General features: G+C 61.6%; 20 protein-coding genes. 12 read left to right on the plus strand and 8 right to left on the minus strand.

From position 1 onward, the window contains the following. Nucleotides 1-64: 64 nt before the first annotated feature. Genes BWR18_RS12690 through BWR18_RS12700 form a run of 3 tightly spaced genes read left to right on the plus strand, consistent with a single transcriptional unit; the run spans nt 65 to nt 2565 of the window. Entirely contained in the window at nt 65-931 is an 867-nt protein-coding gene (locus BWR18_RS12690; protein WP_076628723.1) for a WYL domain-containing protein, read from the plus strand. Nucleotides 932-975: 44 nt separating this feature from the next. Continuing rightward, nucleotides 976-1815, plus strand: a complete 840-nt coding sequence (locus BWR18_RS12695) for a cyclic nucleotide-binding domain-containing protein (protein WP_172839384.1) — start codon at nt 976-978, stop codon at nt 1813-1815. 36 nt (nt 1816-1851) lie between these two features. After that, nucleotides 1852-2565, plus strand: coding sequence for an adenylate/guanylate cyclase domain-containing protein (locus BWR18_RS12700; RefSeq protein WP_076628727.1), 714 nt, complete (start codon nt 1852-1854; stop codon nt 2563-2565). Nucleotides 2566-2736: 171 nt separating this feature from the next. On the opposite strand, the gene BWR18_RS12705 is transcribed toward BWR18_RS12700, so the two are convergent. The 3 genes from BWR18_RS12705 to BWR18_RS12715 form a co-directional block, all read right to left on the minus strand. Next, nucleotides 2737-3582 (minus strand): hypothetical protein, encoded by an 846-nt coding sequence (locus BWR18_RS12705; protein ID WP_157598756.1) that lies wholly within the window; start codon nt 3580-3582, stop codon nt 2737-2739. Nucleotides 3583-3595: 13 nt separating this feature from the next. Next, nucleotides 3596-4696, minus strand: a complete 1101-nt coding sequence (locus BWR18_RS12710; RefSeq protein WP_076628731.1) for an AAA family ATPase — start codon at nt 4694-4696, stop codon at nt 3596-3598. A gap of 328 nt (nt 4697-5024) precedes the next feature. Then, nucleotides 5025-7313, minus strand: coding sequence for an adenosylcobalamin-dependent ribonucleoside-diphosphate reductase (locus tag BWR18_RS12715; protein WP_076628733.1), 2289 nt, complete (start codon nt 7311-7313; stop codon nt 5025-5027). 126 nt (nt 7314-7439) lie between these two features. Here BWR18_RS12715 and BWR18_RS12720 point away from each other — a divergent pair, with 126 nt between their 5' ends. Next, nucleotides 7440-7871 carry a DUF1489 family protein gene (locus BWR18_RS12720; RefSeq protein WP_076630303.1) on the plus strand — a complete coding sequence of 144 codons (432 nt, stop codon included), beginning with the start codon at nt 7440-7442 and terminating at the stop codon, nt 7869-7871. 4 nt (nt 7872-7875) lie between these two features. Continuing rightward, nucleotides 7876-8310: a hypothetical protein gene (locus BWR18_RS12725; protein WP_076628735.1), complete on the plus strand. Its 435-nt coding sequence runs from the start codon at nt 7876-7878 to the stop codon at nt 8308-8310. On the opposite strand, the gene hisG is transcribed toward BWR18_RS12725, so the two are convergent. From hisG to hisS, 3 genes are read right to left on the minus strand one after another with little or no spacing between them, the layout of a single operon-like run. Continuing rightward, entirely contained in the window at nt 8307-8993 is a 687-nt protein-coding gene (gene hisG, locus BWR18_RS12730; RefSeq protein WP_076628736.1) for an ATP phosphoribosyltransferase, read from the minus strand. The two genes, BWR18_RS12725 and hisG, sit on opposite strands and share 4 nt — an antisense overlap. Next, nucleotides 8990-10060, minus strand: a complete 1071-nt coding sequence (locus tag BWR18_RS12735) for an ATP phosphoribosyltransferase regulatory subunit (RefSeq protein ID WP_076628737.1) — start codon at nt 10058-10060, stop codon at nt 8990-8992. The genes hisG and BWR18_RS12735 overlap by 4 nt, the downstream gene beginning before the upstream one ends. Next, a complete protein-coding gene (gene hisS, locus BWR18_RS12740) occupies nt 10057-11532 on the minus strand; it encodes a histidine--tRNA ligase (RefSeq protein ID WP_076628739.1) in 1476 nt (491 codons plus the stop codon). Before hisS ends, BWR18_RS12735 begins: the two co-directional genes overlap by 4 nt. Nucleotides 11533-11619: 87 nt before the next feature. Between hisS and BWR18_RS12745 the strand changes: the two genes are divergently transcribed. Next, nucleotides 11620-11814 (plus strand): SlyX family protein, encoded by a 195-nt coding sequence (locus tag BWR18_RS12745; protein WP_076628741.1) that lies wholly within the window; start codon nt 11620-11622, stop codon nt 11812-11814. Nucleotides 11815-12054: 240 nt separating this feature from the next. Here the strand turns inward: BWR18_RS12745 and BWR18_RS12750 are convergent, their stop codons facing one another. Beyond that, on the minus strand, nt 12055-13101 hold the full coding sequence (locus BWR18_RS12750) for a hypothetical protein (protein WP_076628743.1): 1047 nt from the start codon (nt 13099-13101) through the stop codon (nt 12055-12057). A 63-nt stretch (nt 13102-13164) separates the two neighbouring features. Next, a complete protein-coding gene (gene dnaE, locus BWR18_RS12755; protein ID WP_076628744.1) occupies nt 13165-16665 on the minus strand; it encodes a DNA polymerase III subunit alpha in 3501 nt (1166 codons plus the stop codon). A gap of 123 nt (nt 16666-16788) precedes the next feature. Between dnaE and BWR18_RS12760 the strand changes: the two genes are divergently transcribed. From BWR18_RS12760 to BWR18_RS12785, 6 genes are all read left to right on the plus strand, one after another. After that, the gene (locus BWR18_RS12760; RefSeq protein WP_076628746.1) at nt 16789-17118 is read left to right on the plus strand and encodes an ArsR/SmtB family transcription factor; all 330 of its coding nucleotides are present in this window, start codon (nt 16789-16791) and stop codon (nt 17116-17118) included. Continuing rightward, nucleotides 17115-17573: an SRPBCC domain-containing protein gene (locus tag BWR18_RS12765; protein WP_076628748.1), complete on the plus strand. Its 459-nt coding sequence runs from the start codon at nt 17115-17117 to the stop codon at nt 17571-17573. Before BWR18_RS12760 ends, BWR18_RS12765 begins: the two co-directional genes overlap by 4 nt. A gap of 130 nt (nt 17574-17703) precedes the next feature. Next, a complete protein-coding gene (xdhA, locus tag BWR18_RS12770; protein WP_076628749.1) occupies nt 17704-19089 on the plus strand; it encodes a xanthine dehydrogenase small subunit in 1386 nt (461 codons plus the stop codon). Between the two features lie 22 nt (nt 19090-19111). Then, a complete protein-coding gene (xdhB, locus tag BWR18_RS12775) occupies nt 19112-21415 on the plus strand; it encodes a xanthine dehydrogenase molybdopterin binding subunit (RefSeq protein ID WP_076628751.1) in 2304 nt (767 codons plus the stop codon). Further along, on the plus strand, nt 21408-22331 hold the full coding sequence (gene xdhC, locus BWR18_RS12780; protein ID WP_076628753.1) for a xanthine dehydrogenase accessory protein XdhC: 924 nt from the start codon (nt 21408-21410) through the stop codon (nt 22329-22331). Before xdhB ends, xdhC begins: the two co-directional genes overlap by 8 nt. Continuing rightward, complete coding sequence (locus tag BWR18_RS12785) at nt 22328-23842, plus strand: ABC transporter ATP-binding protein (protein ID WP_076628754.1); 1515 nt, start codon at nt 22328-22330, stop codon at nt 23840-23842. Before xdhC ends, BWR18_RS12785 begins: the two co-directional genes overlap by 4 nt. The last annotated feature ends 49 nt before the right edge of the window (nt 23843-23891 follow it).

Raw genomic sequence — 23891 nt, forward strand, 5'->3', positions numbered from 1 at the left:
AAATAGGAGTTCCCAACAAAATGTCAATATGGTAGAATTTGGGAGGCACCAGGGGGGGCAAGCTATGGACATCAAACCAAGTGTACGGCGACGTTTTGAGTTTATCGATTTTCAGTTGCAGTGGACCGGTTCGATCGGTCGCAAAGCGTTGCAAGATCAGTTTGAGATATCGCCTCAACAAGCGACAAACGACCTAACCACATATCTTGATATCGCACCCCGCAACATGAGCTACGACCCGCGACGCCGATCTTACGTCGTGGGTTCAAGGTTCAAGCCAAAGTTCTCCAACGGGGAGTCTTCCGGTTTCTTTCTTCATCTGGAGATGTTTCATCAAGGCTATCGCACTGCAGAGGAAATTTGGCCAACTCACTTGCCGCAGTTTGACGCTGTCGCCATCGCGTCTCGCAAGGTTGATCCGAAAATTCTTCGATCAGTACTCGATGCAATTGAAGCAGAAGCATGTTTGGAGGTTCGATATGTTTCGCTCAGCTCAGACTCAGAAACCATACGAACGCTTTGCCCTCATGCCATTGCTAGCGACGGACACCGATGGCACATGCGTGCCTATGATGTTGAGAAGGACCGGTTCTCTGATTTTGTGCTCTCAAGAATTGAAACGGCCAATGCATTTCAAGAGCAGTTCAGACAACCGCGCCCGGACACACTTTGGGAAGAGAAAACTGCGCTAAGACTTCAAGCTGAGAACAACCTTAGCCCAAAACAGAGAGAGCAGATTGAGATCGAGTACAGCATGGTCGACGGCGTGCTCGAACTCCCAGTGCGCAAGGCGATGTTGTTCTACTACCTCAGATTCTATGGCTTTGATCCTTTGGAGATGGAAGGGGAAGCGATGCGCAACAAGAGCAGTTATCGGCTTAGAGTATCGAATTTGGCAGAGGTAGAGCGTTGTTTAGAAAGAAGAAAATAGCCACTTTGGAATCTCGAACAAAGAACCACCAATTGTCGGCAGAGGTGCTGAAGAAACACCGTAACATCGTCTGCCGAAATGAGCTCGTCGCAGGTGATGAAGCGCTGGCGAGTGCTATCGTCAGCCATTCCGAGGTTGTTCGGTACACCAAAGGCTATGCTTTGATCAATCACGGCGATGAAGATGACGAGGTTTACTTTGTGTTGTTCGGTTCTGTGCAGGTCTTTATCAACTCGCGTTTTATAGACACACGAAGTTCCCCTGAAATTGTCGGTGAAATGGCCGCTATGAAACCTGGTGAAGCCAGATCGGCAGACGTGGTGGTGGATTCGGATGTTTTTGAGGCGCGGGTTTTGTCGGCAAGCGACTTTAATGAAATCGTCAAATCACACCCAGATTTTTGTAAGCGGCTTACTGAGCTTGTTGACAGAGTTGGGCGAAAGAACCTCCGGCTATTGGGTGAAGAGCCTGAAAGGTCAGGTCTCTCATGGATGTGGAAGAGCGCAATCGCCGGCGGCGTGATGGGTGGCGCAGCGTTGCTCGCGACGTGGGCTATGCAACTCGAAATGTATTCATATTTCCTTGTCGCTCCTTCACTCGCTGTGGCGGTATTCGTGGCGGTACTGCTACTTAATCCCGACTTGCGCTATAGAAACCTTTCGAGCGCTGCCGGATTTGGGTTAATTGCATTTGTCTTGTACGGAACAATCAGTCTCATTCTGACAATCGACGGTCGAGAACTCGACCTTCCTCTGATTGATTTCAGCGTCCAAACTGAACTGAAGACGGGAATTTTTGCGATCGGATCTTTAGCTCTGTTGCTGCTCACTTATTTTGCAGGTCTTTTGGACCTGAAGCTAACAGAGGCTCGCGACGAGAAATGAGCGCGAGCAGTATTAATCATTGTGTGGACCTGAACTTTGGCAACTGACGAGGCCTTCCTGAAAGACCGTGTGGATACTCTGTTTGGCACGACATTCAATGTGCGTGATGGAAGAGTGATACCTACCACGGACGATGTTGCGCTCAAAGACGGGGCCGTAAAGATTGAAGCTGCGTTTCTCTATGCGGACCTTGGAAACTCGGCTCTTCTTTCGAAGCTTTGTCCGTGGAGCACAACCGCCAAGATCATTCGGTGCTTCTTGGACTGTTCGACTAGGCTGATCATGAAACATGGAGGGGCGATACGGAGTTTCGACGGAGACCGGGTTATGGGCGTTTTCGTAGGGGATAGTAAGAACAGCAATGCCTCTATTTGTGGGCGAGAAATCCACTGGGCAGTGCGGAAAATCATCCATCCAGCAGCCAAGAAGCAGTTTAAATCTATCAGGGACAACGATATCGAAATTCGGCATGGGGTCGGCATCGACGTCGGCGAAGTCAGGGCGGTTCGATCGGGTATTCGGAACAACAACGATCTCATTTGGATAGGAAAGGCTGCGAGCTTTTCGGCCAAACTCTCTGATGTGCGCGACACCGGCTATCATACATACATTTCAAGCAGAACATTTAACAAGTTAAGCAAGCCTGCAAAGTTCGACTCGGATGGCGATAACATGTGGACAAGTGTAAAGTTTGGTTTCGCTGGAGAAACCGAGACGGTTTACAAAAGCAACCATTGGAAGCGGCCGTAATTTTGGCGTTCGCTTGTGCCCACTTAAAGTCGAAGGGCTGCAAGCAATCAACGATGGAACGTCAGCTTTGCAGTCGCCTAACACTAGGTTTGTTCCCGCAGCGAAAGTCTGCTTCCCGCCGTTGAAAACCGTGACATCACGAGTTGTCTTCTATCGATCAATTTGATGCGTTCACTCAAGCCTTAGAGCGCCGGGTGTGCCAGCATTTATTTCGCCCAAACCATCCCAGGTAGTGTGGTGCCAGGGTAGCTCTGCCCGTTGAACCTGGTCCTTAATAAAGTGTTGATTTGGCCCCATATCCAACTTGCGAGATACCGCAATCACCGATTTTGCCCCTCCTGCCGAGAGCCGCAGTAAATTCGTGCGCAGCTCTTCAGCCCCGTCGAAGAAATCATCATCCAAGCTGGAAATGATCGGCGCGAAGTCGGCCACGAGTTTTTCAAGGGTTTTCACTGCGAAGCCGGCCGTTGGAACCTGACCGTCGAGCAGCAAAACAATGTCAAAGATGAAACGCCCATGGGTCAAAAGCCTATGGGGATCCTCCATGGAGCCAAGATCGAGGTCCAGCGGCATCAGGATTGTATGCGCCATCTCGGGTTCAGCTGGTATATTTCCCCGGAGCGAGGCGTGGCGATGGCTATTTGAAAGGTTTTGGAGACGGGGAAGCGCTTCTTCTAACGGGGTTCTGGAAACGCCTTTCAATGTGGCACCGTTTTCCATCACACCCGTGACCCACAATGCATCAGACAGCTCGCAAAACGCCATTTTCGTTATAACGTTTACTGCCTGCTGGCTGTCTTGAGCGACGGTAATCCGTGGAGCTTCCATATCCTTAAGGGGGGCTGGTATGCTGTCTACAGATGAAGCGATCACGATGATGGGCAACCCAGTCGCAAGTGCGGCCTCACTGATGCCATCAAGGACGCCACACATAGGTTCAGCACCATTTTCGACCGACCCGGGGTGCAATACGATCACCTTTGGACGGCTCTTAACGGTTTGAAAATTCTTATCCATGTCTTTCGGCCTTTCAGTTCAGCATCGGTCGGTGGGCCAAGGTCTCCGCCCTGTCCAACATCCGGCTGACCGTGCGCAGGCTCAATCGCGCGTTCGAGATGGCGCCGCAATCGAAGACGTCGAGCAGAGCTGCCAGCGCTGGTTCAGGGAGGCCGCGTCGCGTGCCTTCCGCGATCGCGAAGTGCCGAAGTTGCTCCGGCGTCAGGTCGGGCAGGTCCAGAACGACGCAGCGGCTTTGAAAGGGCTCAGGCAAGCCCTTGCGGCTGTTGGCCGTCAGGACGAAGTTCACCCAAGACATATCCATTTGTATCTGAAAGAACGGGCACTGCCATTCACGGGCGGTCATCCGTTCGAGCAGGGGCAGCAAGGCATCGGTGAGCGTGTGTCGTGAGCCTTTGTTCGAATACACTTCATCAGCCTTCTCGACCTCGTCCACGATCATCAGCGGCCCAGCGTGACGGTCCCGCAGCACCGTTTGCACCAGCTTGCCCGGCGATGCGCTGCCCCAGCCCTTTTGTAGACCGACGATAGAAAAGGCGGCGGGTTCTCCGGTGGCCTCGACCTTGGTCGTTGGGACATTCAGGTGATGCGCCAATCGTCGGGCCCAGAAGCTCTTGCCGATCCCGGGTGAACCGACCAAGACAAGTGGATTGAACCGGGCTCCTGGTAGCTGCTCACGCGCTGATGCGCGCAAGCCGTGCCACACCTCTTCCGTCGCAGGGGCCATCCAAGGCATCTCGGCGTGAAGGGCTGCCGCGATCTCGTCGGCCTCGTGCTCGGTGGTGATCTTGGCGACCGGCAATCCGCCGCGCAGGGGCGTCAGGCGGGCGCGGTGTTCTTCACTCAGGTGGTACATGCCCGTCTTGGAATGCGCGCGTTCGAGTAGGCGCATGGCGCGGCGTTTGATGCGGCGGCGGTCAAACTCGTCGAGCAGGTCATAAGGAGGGACCAGATCTTCCTTTGTGATCTTCCCCTCCGCAAGATCCGCCTCCTGCGCCTCTCGACGGTAATGCTTGAGGAACCTCTTCCAGCGCTCCTCGACGTCGCGCAGCTTGGCGATGTCGTCCATGAAGATCAGGTTGTGAAAGGGAATGGTCGTTGTGCAGCGGGTCATGGTGGAGTCCTTTCAAGGCGCGAAGACCACTTCGCGCAGGTCGCCCAAGCCGAAATCAGTCGGGCGGTGAGATCTGAAAGGTTCCGGAACCCTGCGGAACTTTTAGGGAACATCTGCTGCGCATAGCAAGGCGTCTGCACAGTGCCCCAATGCTTCGGTCAGCTTAGAGGCGGCCTATGCGCTGAATCCAGTCAACGCATTGAATACAAAAGAAAACCACCGAAAGAAGTGCTCTCGGTGGCCATTTGATCTGTGTCGAGAGGTCAAAAAACCTCAGGAATGGTCACGTTTTGCTATGTCAAACAAGATGCGAACCAAGTTCAGCATCTTATCCGCATTTCGAGAACCCGCACGCAGCACAGGTCATGCACCCTTCGATCATGCGCATCTCAAAGCTGCCACAGCTTGAACAAGCCTTGCCGCGCGGCGTGTCCAGCCCCACAACCTCGGCCTGTGGGTCAGACTTCAGACCCATACCCTCGCCTTCGATAAAACCGATCTGGATCATATGCTGTTCGATCACGCCACCAATCGCGGCCAGGATGGAAGGGATGTATTTGCCCTGCATCCAGGCCCCGCCGCGCGGGTCGAACACGGCCTTGAGTTCTTCGACCACGAACGAGACGTCCCCGCCCCGCCGGAACACGGCGGAGATCATGCGAGTGAGCGCAACCGTCCACGCGAAGTGCTCCATGTTCTTGGAGTTGATGAACACCTCGAACGGGCGTCTGTGACCGCCGATGACAAGGTCGTTGATGGTGATGTAGAGCGCGTGCTCGCTGTCGGGCCACTTGACCTTGTACGTGTTCCCCTCAAGCGCGCTGGGGCGATCCAGCGGTTCGGCCATGTAGATCACGTCGCCATGGGGCTGCATGGGCTCTGCGTCGTTGTTGGCGAGGACAGGCGCCTCGGCCGGTTTTTCTTCCGCCACGGTCAGGACAGAGCCCGTGACAGCGTTGGGCCGGTATGTCGTGCACCCTTTGCAGCCGGTATCCCAGGCCTGCATATAGACATCCTTGAACGCGTCAAAGCTGATGTCCTCTGGGCAGTTGATCGTTTTGGAGATGGACGAGTCGACCCATTTCTGCGCCGCCGCCTGCATCTTGACGTGGTCGCCGGGGGCCAGCGTCTGGGCGTTGACAAAGTAATCCGGCAGCTCGGAATCGCCGAACTTGTCGCGCCACATTTGTACTGCGTAATCAACCACTTCCTCTTCGGTGCGCGAACCGTCCTTTTGCAAAACCTTGCGGGTGTAGGCATAGGCGAACACCGGTTCGATTCCCGAAGACACGTTGCCCGCATAAAGCGAAATGGTGCCTGTCGGCGCAATCGAGGTCAGGAGCGCGTTGCGGATGCCATGCGCGGCAATGGCATCGCGCACATCGGCATCCATCATCTGCATCGTGCCGCTGGCCAGATAGCCTTCGGCGTCAAAGAGCGGGAAAGCGCCCTTTTCCTTCGCCAGGTCGACGGAAGCGAGGTAAGAGGCCCGGGCGATGGACTTGAGCCAGCTTTCAGTCTGCGCCGCCGCATCGTCCGAGCCGTAGCGCAGACCAAGCATCAAAAGCGCATCTGCAAGGCCGGTGACACCAAGGCCGATGCGCCGTTTGGCTTGCGCCTCCCGGGCTTGCGCATCCAGCGGGAAGCGCGACGCATCGACCACATTGTCCATCATGCGCACGGCCGTTGCAACCAATTCGGTCAGTGCGGCCTCGTCCAGTTTCGCTGCGTCTTCAAAGGGTTGGGTGACAAGGCGGGCCAGATTGATCGAGCCCAGCAGGCAGGCACCGTAAGGTGGCAGGGGTTGTTCGCCGCACGGGTTCGTGGCGGCGATCGTCTCGCAATAATTCAGGTTGTTGGCGGCATTGATGCGGTCGATGAAGATCACGCCGGGTTCGGCATAGTCATAGGTCGACTTCATGATCCCGTTCCACAGATCACGCGCCTCTACGGTCTTGTAGACGGTGCCGTCAAACACCAAATCCCACGATCCGTCCGCCTTGACCGCGTCCATGAATGCGTCCGTCACCAGCACGGACACGTTGAACATGCGCAGGCGGGCGGCGTCTGATTTTGCGGTTATGAACTCTTCGATGTCCGGGTGGTCACAGCGCATCGTTGCCATCATCGCGCCGCGGCGGCTGCCAGCGGACATGATCGTGCGGCACATCGCGTCCCACACGTCCATGAAGCTAAGGGGTCCGGACGCATCGGCGGCCACGCCCTTTACCCCCGCCCCTTTGGGTCGGATGGTCGAGAAGTCATAGCCGATGCCGCCGCCCTGCTGCATGGTCAGCGCCGCCTCTTTCAACATCTCGAAGATGCCGCCCATGCTGTCGGGGATCGTGCCCATGACAAAGCAGTTGAACAGGGTGACAGAGCGGGCTGTCCCGGCCCCGGCGGTGATGCGGCCTGCGGGCAGAAACTTGAAATCTTCCAAGGCGTTGTAGAACGTCTGCTCCCACGCTTGGGGATCCTTTTCGACCTTCGCCAGGTCGCGTGCGATGCGCCGCCAGCTGTCTTCGACAGTGACGTCGATCGGCGTTCCGTCCGCTTCCTTGAAGCGGTACTTCATGTCCCAGATCTGTTCGGCAATCGGCGCGGCGAAGCGTGTCATCGGAGCATCCCCATGGTGGCGGTCGAATCTATCGGTCGGCAGAAGATCACCACAGTAGCACACCCCAACAGATTGCAGAAGCGTCGATACACGCTACAATATAGAGTGTGGCTTGGGGACGACTCTGTGGATAAGTACATAAATCTGATCAAGCTGTCGGTGGGCAGCGACAGCTACGACGACCTCGTCGCGTGGCAGTCCACGAAACGCGCGCAGACGGCGGATGGCCTTCCGCGGCATGTGACCCGTATGTGGCCCAAGCGCGAGGCCGAGATATTGAACGGTGGGTCGATCTTTTGGGTGGTCAAGGGTGTTGTGACCTGCCGCCAACGCATTCTGCGCCTTGATGAAGTGATCGGCAGCGACGGCATTCGGCGCTGCGCCATCGTGTCGGATCAGGAGCTTATCCGGGTGCAATCCGCCTTGAAGCGCCCCTTCCAGGGCTGGCGGTATCTCAAGCCCGAAGACAGCCCACCTGACCTGCCGCAAGGCCGCGCGCGCGAGGAGCCGCTGCCGGTCGAATTGAACCGGGCGCTGGCCGAGATCGGGGTCTTGTAAGATCATGGCGCAGGCAACAGCACTGCGGCTTTTGACAGTGCTGACCCTTGTGTGGGCGGGCGCCTGTATCGGCGGCAACCTTGTGGCGGCCCCTGCGAAGTTCACGGTAGAGGCGCTGGACCTGTCTCTCGCGCTGCAGGTCGGACGGGCGCAATTCACATGGATCGGGTATGTAGAATGGGCGGGCCTGGCCGGCATCGCTGTCGTGTCCGCGGTGGCCCGACTGCGCCCGACCTTGCTGCTGATGCTGGCCGTTGTCCTGTTCCTGATCCAGCAGCTCGCAGTGCAACCGATGTTGGAGGCGCGCAGCGACCTGATTATCGCCGGAGAGCCCTACGACACGACGAGCCAGCGCCACCAAGTGTTTATTGCGCTCGAAGCGGTGAAGGTGCTTTGCCTGATCGCTGTTGGTTGGGGGACCATGCAGCCAAGGGCCTAGGACACGCGGTCAATCAAGTGGCGCAGCACGCTCCGATCATCGTCGTCCATATCAGCCACGCGGCTGCGCCAGAGCGTCGCCTGACTGGCAAGGATTAAACCGTCGCTCAGGATCTTAAGGTGGTTGGCGCGCAGCGTATCCCCGGACGAGGTGATGTCGGCGATGGCCTCCGCCGTTTCATTGGCGACCGTGCCTTCGGTCGCGCCCTGGCTGTCGACAAGCGCGTAGTCCGCAACGCCCGCGTCGCGCAAAAAGTCACGGACCAGGCGGTGATACTTGGTCGCAATCCGCAGGCGGTGCCCATGCGCTGCGCGAAACGCGGCAGCGGCAGCATCAAGGTCGTCCGTCAGATCAACGTCGACCCAGCCCTGCGGCACGGCGAGCACAAGGTCGGCATGGCCAAAACCCATTTCGGCCATGGGTTCGACCTGCTGTTCCCAAAGCGGCAGCTTTTCGTGAATAAGATCGGTGCCTGTGACGCCAAGGTGAATGCGACCGGCGGCCAGTTCACGCGGCACTTCCCCAGCCGAGAGCAGGACAAGAGACACACCGTCGATGCCATCCACGGCGCCAGCATATTCGCGGTCGGATCCGGTGCGCATCAGGGTGATTCCACGCCTGTCAAACCACTGAAACGTCTTTTCCATCAGCCGCCCCTTGGACGGCACGCCAAGTTTGATCATGGCGCCCCCTCCAACTCGGCCATCAAACCCGGTCGGATGACTGCACCGACAGCGGGTATTTCCTGCCCTTGGCCCAGATGACGGGTCAGCGCGTCATACCGGCCACCTGACGCGACGGGGGGCAAGTCGGGGCGGCCATCGGCATAAAAGCCAAAGACAAAACCATCATAATACTCCATGGAGGTGCGCCCAAAGCTCGTCTCGAATTCCAGAGTATCCACGTCAACACCCCGTTCGCCCAGAGCCTTGGCCCGCGCATCGACCCGTTTCACCGCCGTGCGGATGGCAGGCAGGTCGACGCATAAGTCGTGCATCTGCGCCAGTGCGAAGGGCAACGTTTCGCGGACATTCAGAAGCGCATCAAGACAATCCATCTGCGCGCCGGACAAGGGCGGCTCTGCCGCATCCTCATGCAGCGCCTTGATCCGCGCGTCGATCTCGGCCTGGCTGCGCAGGCCGGTCAGCGGGGCATCGGTTTGGGCGTGACCAGCAAGCAGGGCCGCGCGGGTGGCGGGCACGTCGCTGCGACCCGAGAACCGGTCAAGCAGAGCGCGAAAGCGGCGGGGGCGCCAGATGTGCCTGCGCAACGCGGCCTTGCGCCTGTTCGATGTATCCAGCCCATCAACCGCAGCCATGAGGATACCGATATCTCCGGTCGCAGCCCGCAGAGGGAGGCCCTGTATGGCGTCGGCGATCAGAGCGAAGACCTCTGCATCCGCCGCTGCGGGATCGGCACGGTCAAAGACCTCGTAGCCCACCTGCAGATATTCATTGGCGCGGTCGGGGTCGTGTTCCTGCCGCCGGAACACCTCGCCCGCATAGGTGTAGCGCGCGGGCTCGGCCCCATCTGCCATATGCATCTGCACCACGGGAACGGTGAAGTCGGGCCGCAGCATCTGCTCGCCGTGCAGCGCGTCGGAGGTGACATAGGCGCGGGCGCGGATGTCTTCGCCGTAAAGATCAAGAAGCAGGTCCGCCGGTTGCAGGATCGGCGGTTCAACCGCCTGCGCCCCTCGGGCCACAAAGTGGTCGCGCAGGGCATAGGCCCGTCGGCGTGCCTCGGTCATTGGTTCAGGATCTCCTGCACCTTGGCACGCATCTGATCGCGCGGCACTTCGAATTGACTGGGGTTTTCGGCCCATTCCTCGTGCGTTGCCGTCTCCGCGATTTTAGCGCCCAGATACAGGTCCTTGATCTGCACGACACCGCGGTCCTTTTCATCGCCGCCTTCGATGATGGCGATGGGGGCGTTCCGCTTGTCCGCGTATTTGAGTTGGTTGCCAAAGTTTTTCGGGTTGCCCAGGTAGACCTCGGCCCGGATGCCCGCGCTGCGCAGTTCTGCGACCATGGCCTGATAGTCGGCCATGCGATCCCGGTCCATGACGGTGACGACAACGGGGCCTTGTTCGGTGGTGCCGATGCGCTTGGTGGCGCGTAAGGCCGCAAGCAGCCGGTCGACCCCGATGGAGACGCCGGTGGCAGGCACTTCCTGCCCGGTGAACCGCTTGACCAGATCATCGTAGCGCCCCCCGCCCGCGACGGAGCCAAACTGCACCGTCTGGCCCTTCTCGTTCTGGACATCAAAGGTGAGTTCGGCCTCGTAGACTGGGCCGGTGTAGTAGCCAAGGCCGCGGACGACGGAAGGGTCGATGACGATACGGTCGGGGCCGTAGCCTGCGGCGTCGAGGAGGGCGGCGATTTCTTCGAGTTCCGCGACGCCTTTGGCGCCGATGTCGGAACCATGGACGAGTTCGCGCAAGCGCGCGACGGTATGAGGGCCGGTATCGCGTTTGGCATCCGTGAAACCCATGATTGTTTCTGCCTCGGCATCGCCCAAGCCCGCACCCTTTGTAAAGTCGCCGCTCTCATCCTTTCGCCCCTCACCCAGCAGCGCGCGCACGCCCTCCGGCCCAAGCCGGTCAAGCTTGTCGATGGCGCGCAAGACGATGCCGCGTTCGGCTTCCTTGTCGTCACCGGCAAGGCCCGCGACCTCCATCACGCCGTTCAGCACCTTGCGGTTGTTGATGCGGATCACGTAGTCGCCGCGCTGGATCCCCACGGCCTCCAGCGTGTCGGAGAGCATCGCACAGATCTCGGCATCCGCGGCCATGCTGGCCGTACCGACTGTATCCGCATCACATTGATAGAACTGGCGAAACCGTCCCGGGCCGGGCTTTTCGTTGCGCCAGACCGGGCCCATCGTGTAACGGCGATACGGGTTGGGCAAATCGTTGCGGTGCTGGGCATAGACGCGGGCGAGCGGGGCGGTCATGTCGTAGCGCAGGGCGAGCCAGTCGCCGTCTTCTTCCTGCCAGGCAAAGACCCCTTCGTTCGGGCGGTCCACGTCGGGCAGGAACTTGCCCAGCGCCTCGACCGTCTCCACGGCACTGGATTCGAGCGCGTCAAACCCGTAGCGATGGTACACCCCGGCGATCGTCTGCAGCATCTCGGCCCGATCCGTGACATCGGTGCCGAAATAGTCGCGGAACCCCTTGGGCGTTTGCGCTTTGGGGCGAGGGGTTTTCTTGGGCTTGGCCATGGTGGCGCTCCGGCTTTGCGTTCGGGCGCGGGGATAGCGCAGGCATGGGGGCTGGGCAAGCGGGGCTTGAGGTGGCAGGAGGGGGATATGGAAAAGCTGGAAGAACAGATCGCGCATTTGCAGCGCACAGTGGACGAGTTGTCGGACGTGGTGGCGCGGCAGGAGACGGAAATTGCGCTGCTGACCCGCCGCGTGCAGATGCTGATGGAACGTGAGGCGCAGCGTGAGGCGGATGGCGGCGGTGGTATGGTGATCGGGGACGAGCGTCCGCCGCATTATTGAAGCCATCGGCCCGGTTGCGGATCGGCCCTTCGGGGAGGATTTTTTAGAACCAGAGAAGATGGACGCATTCACCAATTGTTAAGGTAGACGCGTTTTTGTTCCTGAGCGCCGGGAGCAGGGATGCGAACCGGCGTAACCGGAGAAGGCCCTTGGTTCGGTTGGATCAAGGGCCGGACCCGTCTACTTCTCTGGTTTTAAAAAATCCTCCCCGAAGGGTCCGCTTTGCAAAAAATCCCGCAGTCAGGGTGTCTTGAGCGCGGCTGCCAGGACTGCACCATCGTGCAACAACATGTCCGCCCAACGCCCGTTGTCGGTAAAGTTCTCGTAAGCGCTGATGAACGTTGTGTTGCCCGACAGCCGGTCGATGCGATTGCCACAGGGCTTATTTCGACCGACATTGCAGACACGGCGCTTCAGCTTTTCATAGGCTTCGTCCGTCGTTGAGTACGGGTACTCGTCCGCCGGCAGCCCATAACGCAGCTGTTCATGAAAGGCTGGTTCTCCGAACATGGCGAGCGCGGCGGTGAACTGGCGTGCGCAGCTGTCTGCAAACCCTGTTACATAGAAGGTGCGGGGCGCCGTGCTGTCTGGTGTCGTGTCGTAGAGCGCGAAGCCACGCGCGCGGCCAGCAGCCTTGTCGATGCGCGTCGCCACCTGAGCGGGCGTCACGTCACAATTGCGCGCGATTTGACCGAACGGCACGACCATGCCGGGTGCAACATCCATTGCATCCGGGCCCGCGCGGCGATGTGGGCCCGCAGCGCCGAAGAGGCCGCGCCGCTTTTGTGGCTCCACGAGATCATCTTGGGCCAGGGCCGCTGTCTGAACCGGCAGATCTTCCGCTGTCTCAGCCTCGGCGGGCTCTTGCGCAGCGATTGTCGTCTCTGATTGACCTGCGCCGCGCAGCCATCCCAAAAGTCCGCGCGAGGCTGGCGCGACCTGTTGCTGTGCAACTGGTGTATCTGCGCCGTCAGCGGCCAACGCATTTGAGGATCCTTCGCCACTCACCGTTGGCTGATCGCCGGTCTCGTCCATGGATGGGTTCGCGACGTCAGCGTCGCCTGTTGGCTCAGCGGGTGCCCGGAAAAGGCCCGAAAGCACACTCTCTTGCCTCCGCAGTTCCTCGTCCGTGGGGCGGACGTTCGCACCGGGCTCATCGGGCAACGTCGCGCCCTCCGACACCCGGTCGATCCCGCGCAGCGGGTCGCCGCAGGCGGCGAGAAGCACGAGCGCAAGGCATGACACTCCCAATCGCATGACGCGCATATCCTCCCTCGTGGCTTCCATATCCCCTCGGGAGGTTCTAGCGCCAATGCGGGATAAGGTCCAGCAAGGCCCCTCGCGATCGAGTTACAGGTCCTGCACCTCGACCACGCCGGAGAGCGATTTGATCGCGCCCTTGATCTGGGGGGTCACCGGGAAGTCCGCGCCCAGGTCCATCTCGACCTCGCCCGGCAGGCTGTCATCCATGAGGCAGATCGTGATGGGCCCGCGCCCTGCCCCCTTGGCCGACTTGGCGGCCCCGTCCAATACGGTGGCGACGGATGCCAGCGCCGTGGGCGCCTCGACAAAGATGCGCAGGCCCATGCCGCCGACATCCGCGACGACCGTATCAACGGGCGTCACGGACCGGCCCAGCAGCTTGAGCTGGTCGCTTTCCATGGTTGCCTCGACCGTGACGATGACCTTGGCGCCGGTTTCCAGATGGTCCTGAGATTTTTCCAGGCTTTCGGAGAACAAAGTCACCTCATACGCGCCCGTCGTGTCGGACATCTGGCAGAAGGCGAAACGATTGCCCTTGGCCGACTTGCGCACTTGCAGCCCCGCCACCACGCCCGCCAGCTTGGCGACCAGCGGCTGGCTTTCGGCCTTGGCCGTCACCTCATCCAGTGTGATGACGCCCTTGCGTTTCAGCGGACCCATGTAGTCGTCGAGCGGGTGGCCCGAGAGGTAGAAGCCGACCGCCTTGTGTTCTTCGCCCAGCCGTTCGGCGGGCAGCCAGTCGTCGATGGGCAAGAGGCGCGGTTCGGGCAGGTCGTCGCCTGCATCCCCAAAGAGCGAAACCTGGTTTGAGTTCTTCTGGTCGTGGACGGCAGCCGAATAGGCGCTGAGCGCATCCAGCGCGTCGAAGACCCGGCGGCGATTGGGGTCCAGCTGATCGAAGGCCCCGGCGCGCGCCAGCATTTCGAGGGGCCGCTTGCCGACCTTCTTCAGATCCACCCGGCGGGCGAAGTCAAAGAGGTTGACGAAGGGTTTGCTCTCGCGCGCCTCTTGCACCAGCCGCATCGCCTCGACGCCTACGTTTTTCAGCGCGCCCAGCGCGTAGACCAACGCGCCGTCGACCACTTTGAACGTGGCATCCGAGCGGTTCACGCAGGGCGGCACCCAGGGCAGGTCGAGGCCCTTGCGCACCTCTTCGAAATACACCGCCAGCTTGTCGGTCAGGTGGATGTCGCAGTTCATCACCCCGGCCATGAATTCAACCGGGTGGTTCGCCTTGAGCCACGCCGTCTGATAGCTGACCACCGCGTAGGCCGCGGCGTGTGATTTGTTGAACCCGTAGTTCGCGAACTTGTCGAGGAGATGCCAGACCTCCAGCGCCTTCTCCTCGTCCACGCCGTTGTCCTTGGAGCCCGCAAGGAATTTGGGGCGCTCGGCGTCCATCGCCTCCTGGATTTTCTTGCCCATCGCGCGGCGTAGCAGGTCGGCGCCGCCAAGCGAGTAGCCCGCCATTTCCTGCGCGATCTGCATCACCTGTTCCTGGTAGACGATGATGCCCTGGGTTTCGTCCAGGATGTGGTCGATCGAGGGGTGCAGGGTGTCGCGTTCGGATAGCCCGTTCTTGACCTCGCAGAATTTCGGGATGTTTTCCATCGGGCCGGGGCGGTAGAGGGCGACGAGGGCGATGATGTCCTCGATACAGTCCGGCTTCATCCGCTTGAGCGCGTCGATCATGCCCGAGCTTTCCACCTGGAACACGGCGACCGTCTTGCCCGCGGCGTAGAGCTTGTATGACGCTTCGTCATCCAGAGGGATGCCGCCAATGTCATTCTCCATCCCATCCGCCGGCGTATAGAGTTCGGTGCCATCGGCGGCGACATGCAGCTTGCGGCCCGAACCGAGGATTTGTTCGACCGCGTTCTGGATCACCGTCAGGGTTTTCAGGCCCAGGAAGTCGAATTTGACGAGGCCTGCCTGTTCGACCCATTTCATGTTGAACTGGGTCGCGGGCATGTCGGACCGCGGGTCCTGATAGAGCGGCACAAGCGCGTCAAGCGGGCGGTCCCCGATCACCACACCCGCAGCGTGGGTGGAGGCGTTTCTGAGCAGCCCCTCGACCTGTTGGCCGTAGGTGAGCAGGCGGTTCACAACCTCCTCGTTCCGCGCCTCTTCGCGCAGGCGCGGCTCGTCCTTCAGCGCCTTTTCGATGCTGACCGGTTTGACCCCCTCGACCGGGATCAGCTTCGACAGCCGGTCCACCTGGCCGTAGGGCATTTGCAGCACGCGCCCGATGTCGCGCACGGCGGCCTTCGACAGAAGCGCGCCGAAGGTGATGATCTGGCCCACCTTGTCACGCCCGTATTTCTCCTGCACGTAGCGGATCACTTCCTCGCGCCGGTCCATGCAGAAGTCGATGTCAAAGTCGGGCATGGACACCCGTTCGGGGTTCAGGAACCGTTCGAACAGCAGGGCATAGCGCAGCGGGTCAAGGTCGGTAACGGTGAGCGCATAGGCCACGAGCGACCCCGCGCCCGAGCCCCGACCCGGCCCCACGGGAATGTTGTGGTCTTTGGCCCATTTGATGAAGTCGGCCACGATCAGGAAGTAGCCCGGAAAACCCATGCCTTCGATAATGTCCAACTCGAAATCGAGCCGTTTCTGGTAGTCCTCGACCGATGTAGCGTGCGGGATGACCTTGAGCCGGTCCTGCAAGCCGTCATTGGCCTGACGGCGCAACTCCTCCACCTCGTCATCGGCGAATTTGGGCAGGATCGGATCGCGGCGGTAGGCCATGAAGGCGCAGCGCTGCGCGATCTCGACCGTGTTTTCAATGGCTTCGGGCAGGTCGGCGAACAGCGTGACCATCTCTGCCTGGGATTTGAAATAGTGCTGCGCGGTCAGGCGACGGCGCGGTTCCTGCTGGTCGACATAGGCGCCCTCGGCGATGCAGATCAACGCATCGTGGCTTTCATACATGTCCGGCTTGGGGAAATAGACATCGTTGGTGGCCACCAGCGGCAGGTCCATGGCATAGGCCATTTCAATCAGCGGACGCTCCGTCAGCCGCTCTGCCTCGGGCTGGCCGCCCTCGCCAGGATGGCGCTGCAACTCGACATAAAGCCGGTCGGCAAAGATGTCCTTGAGCCGGTCCATGAGGGCTTGCGCGGCAGGCACCTGTCCCGTCTGCAACAGCATACCGACGGGGCCGTCTGGCCCGCCAGTCAGGCAGATCACATCCGCCGAATGGCCTGCCAACTCTTCGACCGTGACATGAGGCAGCTCCGAGCCCTCGCGCAGGTAGAGGCACGAGTTGAGCTTCATCAGGTTCTCATACCCGACCTCGGTCTGGGCCAGCAGCACCAGCGGCGCGGGATCGCGCGGGCGTTCGCCGGGGCGCGGGGTGACGTATTGCAGATCGACCTGGCAGCCGATGATGGGCTGCACCCCGGCCCCCGCCATGCCCACTGAAAACTCCAAAGCGGCGAACATGTTGTTCGTGTCGGTCAGCGCAATGGCGGGCATACCCGCGTCCCGCACGATGCCGGGCAGCTTTTTCAGGCGCATCGCCCCTTCAAGCAGCGAGTATTCGGAATGGGTGCGCAGGTGAATGAATCGGGGGGCATTGGTCATAGTGGCCACGATATGTCGTGGCGCGCCGCACGGAAAGCCCCACAAGATGTTATCCACAGCTCAATACTTAGCCAGTAAACTAAGTATCTTGACTCGAATCACACAACGCCAATACTTAGCTACATGACTAACCAACTCGACACCCTCTTCAGCGCACTTTCCGACCCGACACGACGGGCGGTGGTCGAACAGCTGATCCACGGCCCCGCCACGGTCAGCACGTTGCATGACGGGCACACGATGGCACTGCCCACATTTCTAAAGCATCTCAAGGTGATGGAGGGCAGCGGGTTGGTCACAAGCACCAAGAAAGGCCGCGTGCGCACGTATCAAATGCGCGCAGACACCCTGCGCGCCGGGGCTGACTGGCTGAACGCGCACAAGGAGACGTGGGAGGGCCGGATGGACCGGCTCGCCCACCTCGCCGAGCAAATGGAAAGGACACGATCATGAGCACCGACACCGGACATTTCGACCTGAGCCGCACCATGCCGCTGACGCCCGACCGGCTGTGGCACCTGTTGACCGACGGCCAGATGCGCGAGGCCTGGGGCGCGCCCGAGGACGGCATGGTGCTGGTGATGGACACGTCCGACTTCCGGGTGGGCGGCTATGAGACCCACCGTTGCGGGCCGGCAGACAACCCCGAATTCACAGTGGACACACGCTGGTACCGGATCGACGGGCCGCATGATGCAGCCTTTACCGAGACGGTCAATATCGGCGGGGCCGCCATTGCGACCACGCTGGTCACCTACCGTGTGACGGCCGAAGGAACAGGATCGCGCCTCGACGTGTCGGTGGCCGTTTCCTCCTTCACCGGCCCGGATGCCGACGGCGAGTTCAAGGCGGGATGGGAGGCCAGTCTGTCCAACCTTGAGGCACTGGCGACCAAGATGGCGGCGTAAGCACCCGGCCCCGCTTGCCTTTGCCTGTCCCCCTGCCCTACCTTACGCGCTGACAGCCCGCCCTTCGGTCTACGCCGCATCGACCGAGGGGCCGCTTCAGGGGCGTTGGTACCGCGGCAGGCACATACATATGCGCACGACCTTTCTTCTGAACGGAAGCGAGATCACGGCGGACACTTCCCCGACAACGACACTTCTGGACTGGCTGCGGGACCGCCCCGGCCTGACCGGCACAAAGGAAGGCTGCAACGAAGGCGACTGCGGCGCCTGTTCTGTCATGGTGACGGACACAAGCGGCGCGCGGGCCTTGAACGCCTGCATCCTGTTCATGCCGCAGCTTCAGGGCAAAGCAATCCGCACGGTCGAGGGGATCGCCGCCCCCGACGGCACCCTGCACCCGGTCCAACAGGCGATGGTCGAACATCATGGCAGCCAGTGCGGCTTCTGCACGCCCGGTTTCATCACCACGATGGCGACGGCCCATCTGAATGGCGAGACGGACCATGACACGACGCTGGCCGGCAACCTCTGCCGCTGCACGGGCTACGCGCCGATTATCCGCGCCGCCAAGGCTGCTGAAACAGCACCCGTTCCGGATCATGTAGATGATTCACAGCTTCTTCTGACCAAAAATACCACGGGGGAGGCTCCACAGGAGCCGGGGGCAGAGCCCCCAACCACGCCCGACGCCCTCGCCATATGGATGAATGAGAACCCCCGCGGCACGCTGATCGCAGGTGCGACGGATGTCGGCCTTTGGGTGACCAAGGATTTCCGCAATCTGGGGCCGGTGGCCTTTCTGAACCGGATCCCCGAACTCAGCCGCGTGACGGTGACCGAGGATGAGATCCGCATCGGTGCCGCGACAACGCTCACCGATCTACATGGGGTCATGGCCGACCATTACCCTGCCTTTGCCGAGCTGATCCGGCGCTACGGGTCCGTGCAGGTGCGCAATGCGGCCACGATTGGCGGGAATGTCGCCAACGGCTCGCCCATCGGCGATGGCTCGCCCGCGCTGATTGCGCTTGGGGCCACGCTGCATCTGCGGTCCGTGGATGGCGTGCGGTCCATGCCGATCGAGGATTTCTTCATCGACTACGGCAAGCAGGACCGGGCGGAGCACGAGTTTGTCGAGGCGATCACGATCCCCCGCCAGCCCGACCATTTGCGCTGCTACAAGCTGTCAAAACGGTTTGATCAGGACATCTCGGCGGTCTGCGGCTGTTTCTGGATCAACGTGGCGGACGGGGAGGTGCGCGAGATACGCCTCGCCTTTGGCGGCATGGCGGGCACACCGAAGCGCGCGGCGCGGGCCGAGGCGGCCTTGCGCGGGATGCCCTGGACCGATGCGACGGTGGCCAGCGCCATGCAGGCGATGGTGCGGGATTTCACCCCGATGTCCGATATGCGGGCGTCCGCCGCCTACCGGATGGAGGCGGCGCAGAACATGCTCTTGCGGGCCTGGCTGGAGGACCAGGGACAGGCCACCAATGTACTGGAGGTGCAGGCATGAGTGCTTTGCCGGAGGCGACCCCATGAGCATCGCCAAGCCCCTGCCCCATGACGCCGCGCATCTGCATGTGACAGGTGCCGCGCGCTATGTGGACGACACGCCGACGCCTGCAGGGACGCTGCATCTGGCCTTTGGCATCAGCGACGTGGCGCGCGGACAGATCACCGCGATGGATCTCGATGCGGTGCGTGCGGCCCCCGACGTGGTGGCCGTAGTGGTGGCGGGTGACCTGCCCTTTGCCAACGATGTCTCACCCTCGGCCAAGGACGAGCCGCTCTTGTCGGATGGATTAGTACACTACCTGGGGCAGCCCCTGTTTCTGGTCGTTGCCCGCTCGCATCTGTCAGCCCGTCATGCAGCCCGCTTGGGCAAGGTGGAGATTGCCGAGGAAGAGCCAATCCTGACGATTGATCAGGCGTTGGCGGCGGGCACGCGCTTCGAGGACGGCCCGCGCATTTATGCCCGTGGCGATGCCACCTTGGGGCTGGGCGGGGCAGAGCACCGCCTTACGGGGTCATTCGAGATTGGCGGACAAGAGCATTTTTACCTTGAGGGGCAAGCCGCCCTGGCCCTGCCCGGTGAGGATGGGGACATGCATGTCATCTCCTCCACCCAGCACCCGACCGAAATCCAGCACAAGGTGGCTGATGCGATCGGCCTGCCCATGCACGCCGTGCGCTGCGAGACGCGGCGCATGGGGGGCGGCTTTGGCGGGAAGGAAAGCCAGGGCAATGCGCTGGCCGTGGCCTGCGCCGTGGCCGCCCGCCTGACCGGCGCCCCCTGCAAGATGCGCTATGACCGCGATGACGACATGGTCATCACCGGCAAGCGCCATGACTTCCGCATCGACTATGATGTGGGCTTTGACGGAGATGGCCGCATCACCGCGCTCGACGTGCGCCAATATGTGCGCTGCGGCTGGGCCATGGACCTGTCCCTGCCCGTGGCCGACCGGGCGATGTTGCACGCCGACAATGCATATTGGTTGCCAAATGTGCGGATCGAAAGCCATCGGTTGCGCACCAACACCCAATCCGCCACCGCCTTCCGCGGCTTTGGCGGCCCGCAGGGGATGTTGGGCATGGAGCGGATCGTGGACCATGTCGCCGGCCATCTGGGGCTTGATCCGCTGGCAGTGAGGGTTGCGAACTTTTACGCCTCCGGCGGGCATATTTCTGGAACAATGAAGCGGCAAACGACGCCCTATGGGCAAGAGGTTGATGACTTTATTGCCGATGCCCTGGTCGCGCAGTTGCGAAAGAGTGCTGAGTACGACGCGCGGCGGGCTGCGATTGCGGAATGGAACGCTGCCAATCCAGTGCTGAAGAAGGGTATTGCCCTGACGCCGGTGAAGTTCGGGATCAGCTTTACTCTGACCCATCTGAACCAGGCGGGCGCGCTCGTGCATGTCTATGCCGACGGGTCGATCCACCTGAACCATGGCGGGACCGAGATGGGACAGGGCCTGTTCCAGAAGGTGGCGCAGGTGGCCGCCAGCCGCTTTGGCGTACCGCTGGAGATGGTCAAGATCACGGCGACCGACACGGCGAAGGTGCCCAACACATCGGCCACGGCGGCGTCCTCGGGCAGTGATCTGAACGGGATGGCGGTCAAGGCCGCCTGCGATACCATTCGGAACCGGATGGCTGAACATCTGGCGCAATTGCACCAGTGTCGCCCGGATGAGGTGCTGTTCGACGCAGGCCGCGTGCAGGCGGGCGCGGCGGAGTACAGCTTTGCGGAGGTCGCGGCCCTTGCCTACATGGCCCGCATCAGCCTGTCCGCGACCGGTTTTTACAAGACGCCGGACATCAAATGGGACCGGATCAAGGGGCAGGGCCGCCCGTTTTTCTACTTTGCCTATGGGGCTGCCGTGACGGAGGTGGTGATCGACACGCTCACGGGCGAGAACCGCGTTCTGCGCGCCGACATCCTGCATGACGCAGGCGCGTCGCTGAACCCGGCGCTCGACATCGGGCAGGTCGAGGGCGGCTATGTGCAGGGCGCGGGCTGGCTCACGACTGAGGAGCTGGTCTGGGACGACACGGGCCGCCTGCGCACCCATGCACCGTCGACCTACAAGATCCCGGCCTGTGCGGACCGGCCGGATGTGTTCAACGTGGCCCTGTGGGAGGGCGAGAACCGGGCCGACACGATTTATAAATCGAAGGCTGTGGGCGAGCCGCCACTGATGCTGGGCATCTCGGCCTTTCTGGCGCTGAGCGATGCGGCGGCGGCGTGCGGGCCGCATTACCCGAACCTGCAGGCCCCGGCCACGGCAGAGGCGGTTTTGAGGGCGGTGCACACCGCGCGCGGCGATGTTTGATCGCGCGGGCCTGATTGCGGCGTGTGAGGCGCATGGGCGGATCGTGCGCGTGGTGATCGCCAGCGTGCAGGGCTCGGCCCCACGCGAGGCGGGGGCCGCCATGCTGGTCTGGGACAGCGGGCAATCCGGCACCATTGGTGGCGGCGCGCTGGAGTTCGAACTGGCGGCAGCGGCGCGCGAGTTGCGGCAGGACAGGCGCAGCCGTCACGCGTTGGGCCCCGACCTTGGCCAGTGTTGCGGTGGCGCGGTCGAGATGTTGTCGGAAGTCTATGACCTGAACCGCGCGCGCGCCCTGCCCCATGATCTGGTGGCGCGCGGGCCGGACCCCATGCCGCTGTCGATCAAGCGGCTGATGAAAGCAGCGCGCAATCAGGGGCAATTGCCGCCCGCGCAATTGAAAGACGGCTGGATGATCGAACCGGTCCAGCCCGAGGATCAGGACATCTGGATCTGGGGGGCCGGGCATGTTGGCCGCGCACTGGTCGATGTCCTGCGCCATGTGCCGGGGCATCGACTGACCTGGGCCGACACCGGGGCGGAGCGGTTCCCCCGGAATGTGCCGGACGGCGTGACCACGGTTCCTGCCATCGACTTGCCCGCGCTGGCCGCCCACGCGCCCGAGGCGGCCCATCACCTGATCCTGACCTACGCCCATGACATCGACCTTGGCCTGTGCCACGCGCTGCTCACCCGTGGGTTCACGTCCTGCGGGCTGATCGGGTCGGCCACGAAATGGGCGCGCTTTCGCAAGCGTCTGGCCACGTTGGGCCACCGGGTCGATGAAATCGACCGCATCACCTGCCCCATAGGCGATCCGTCTTTGGGCAAGGATCCGCATTTGATTGCGATTGGGGTCGCCTATCGGCTAGCACAGTCCACGCAGACCATACCGCGACGACTGGAGACCCTTGCGTGACCCACCTTCTGTCCCTGAACGGGTTGACCAAGGCCTATCCCGGCGTGGTGGCGAATGACGACGTGTCCCTGTCCATTGCACCCGGTGAGATCCATGCCCTGCTGGGCGAGAACGGGGCGGGCAAGTCGACACTGGTCAAGATGATCTACGGGCTGGTCAAACCCGATGCTGGGATCATGCAGATGAACGGCGCCGGTTTTGCGCCCGGTGATCCCCGTGCAGCGCGTGCTGCGGGTGTCGGCATGGTGTTCCAGCACTTTTCCCTGTTCGACGCGCTCACAGTCGCCGAAAACATCGCGTTGGGGATGGAGACGCCTCCGCCCATGCGCACCCTTGCCGCGCGCATCCGCGAGGTGTCGGAGACCTATGGCCTGCCGCTGTCGCCCGACCGGGTGGTGGGTGACCTGTCGGCAGGCGAGCGGCAGCGGGTCGAGATCATTCGGTGCCTGTTGCAGGACCCCAAGCTGCTGATCATGGACGAACCGACATCCGTTCTGACCCCGCAAGAGGTGGACATCCTGTTCGAGACCCTGCGCAAGTTGAGCGCGGAGGGGACCGCGATCCTCTACATCTCTCACAAGCTGGAGGAAATCCGCGCGCTTTGCGATGCGGCGACAATCCTGCGCGGCGGCAAGGTGGTGGGCACGGCGGTGCCGCGCGACACCTCGGCCCGGGCTATGGCAGAAATGATGGTGGGCAGCACGCTTGCCACGCCAAAGGCCGCGGCCCATGACACAGGTGCTGTGCTGCTGTCCGTGACAGGGCTGTCAGTGTCGTCGCCTTCGGCCTTTGGCATGTCTTTGAAAGACGTATCCTTTGACGTGCGCGCGGGCGAGGTTCTGGGCATCGGCGGGGTGGCTGGCAACGGGCAGGACGAGTTGCTGGCCGTGCTGTCGGGCGAACTGCCCTGCAAGACCGGGATGGTCGCGTTCAAGGGGGCCGATCTTGCGCGGTCCGGGCCCGAGGCGCGCCGGGGCCTGGGTGTGTTGGCCGCGCCCGAGGAACGGCTGGGCCACGCCGCCGCTCCCAACATGTCGCTGACCGAGAACGCCATGCTGACCGGGGCCGCGCGCGAGGGATTGGCGCGCCGCGGGATGCTGGACTGGCGCAAGACGCGCGCCTTTGCCGAGCGGATCATCGCCGGCTTTGACGTGCGCACGCCGGGGCCCGAGAATGCGGCCCGGTCGCTGTCGGGGGGCAACCTGCAGAAATTCGTAATCGGGCGCGAGGTGTTGCAGCGCCCCGAAGTTCTGGTGGTGAACCAGCCCACCTGGGGCGTGGATGCGGCGGCCGCAGCGGCGATCCGGCAGGCCTTGCTGGATCTGGCAGCCGACGGGTCGGCGGTGGTAGCGATCAGCCAGGATCTGGATGAGTTGATGGAAATCTCGGACCGGTTTGCAGCCCTGAACGAGGGGCGCCTGAGTGATCCGCGGGCCACGGCCGGGCTGGATGTGGAGCAGATCGGTCTAATGCTGGGCGGTGCCCACGAGATGGAGGTTGCGCATGTGTGAAGCGGGCCCTCCGGAGGTGGTATTTTTGGTCAGAAGAAACACCAGGGTG

Origin of the sequence: Tateyamaria omphalii (assembly GCF_001969365.1) — a bacterium.
GTDB lineage: Bacteria > Pseudomonadota > Alphaproteobacteria > Rhodobacterales > Rhodobacteraceae > Tateyamaria > Tateyamaria omphalii_A.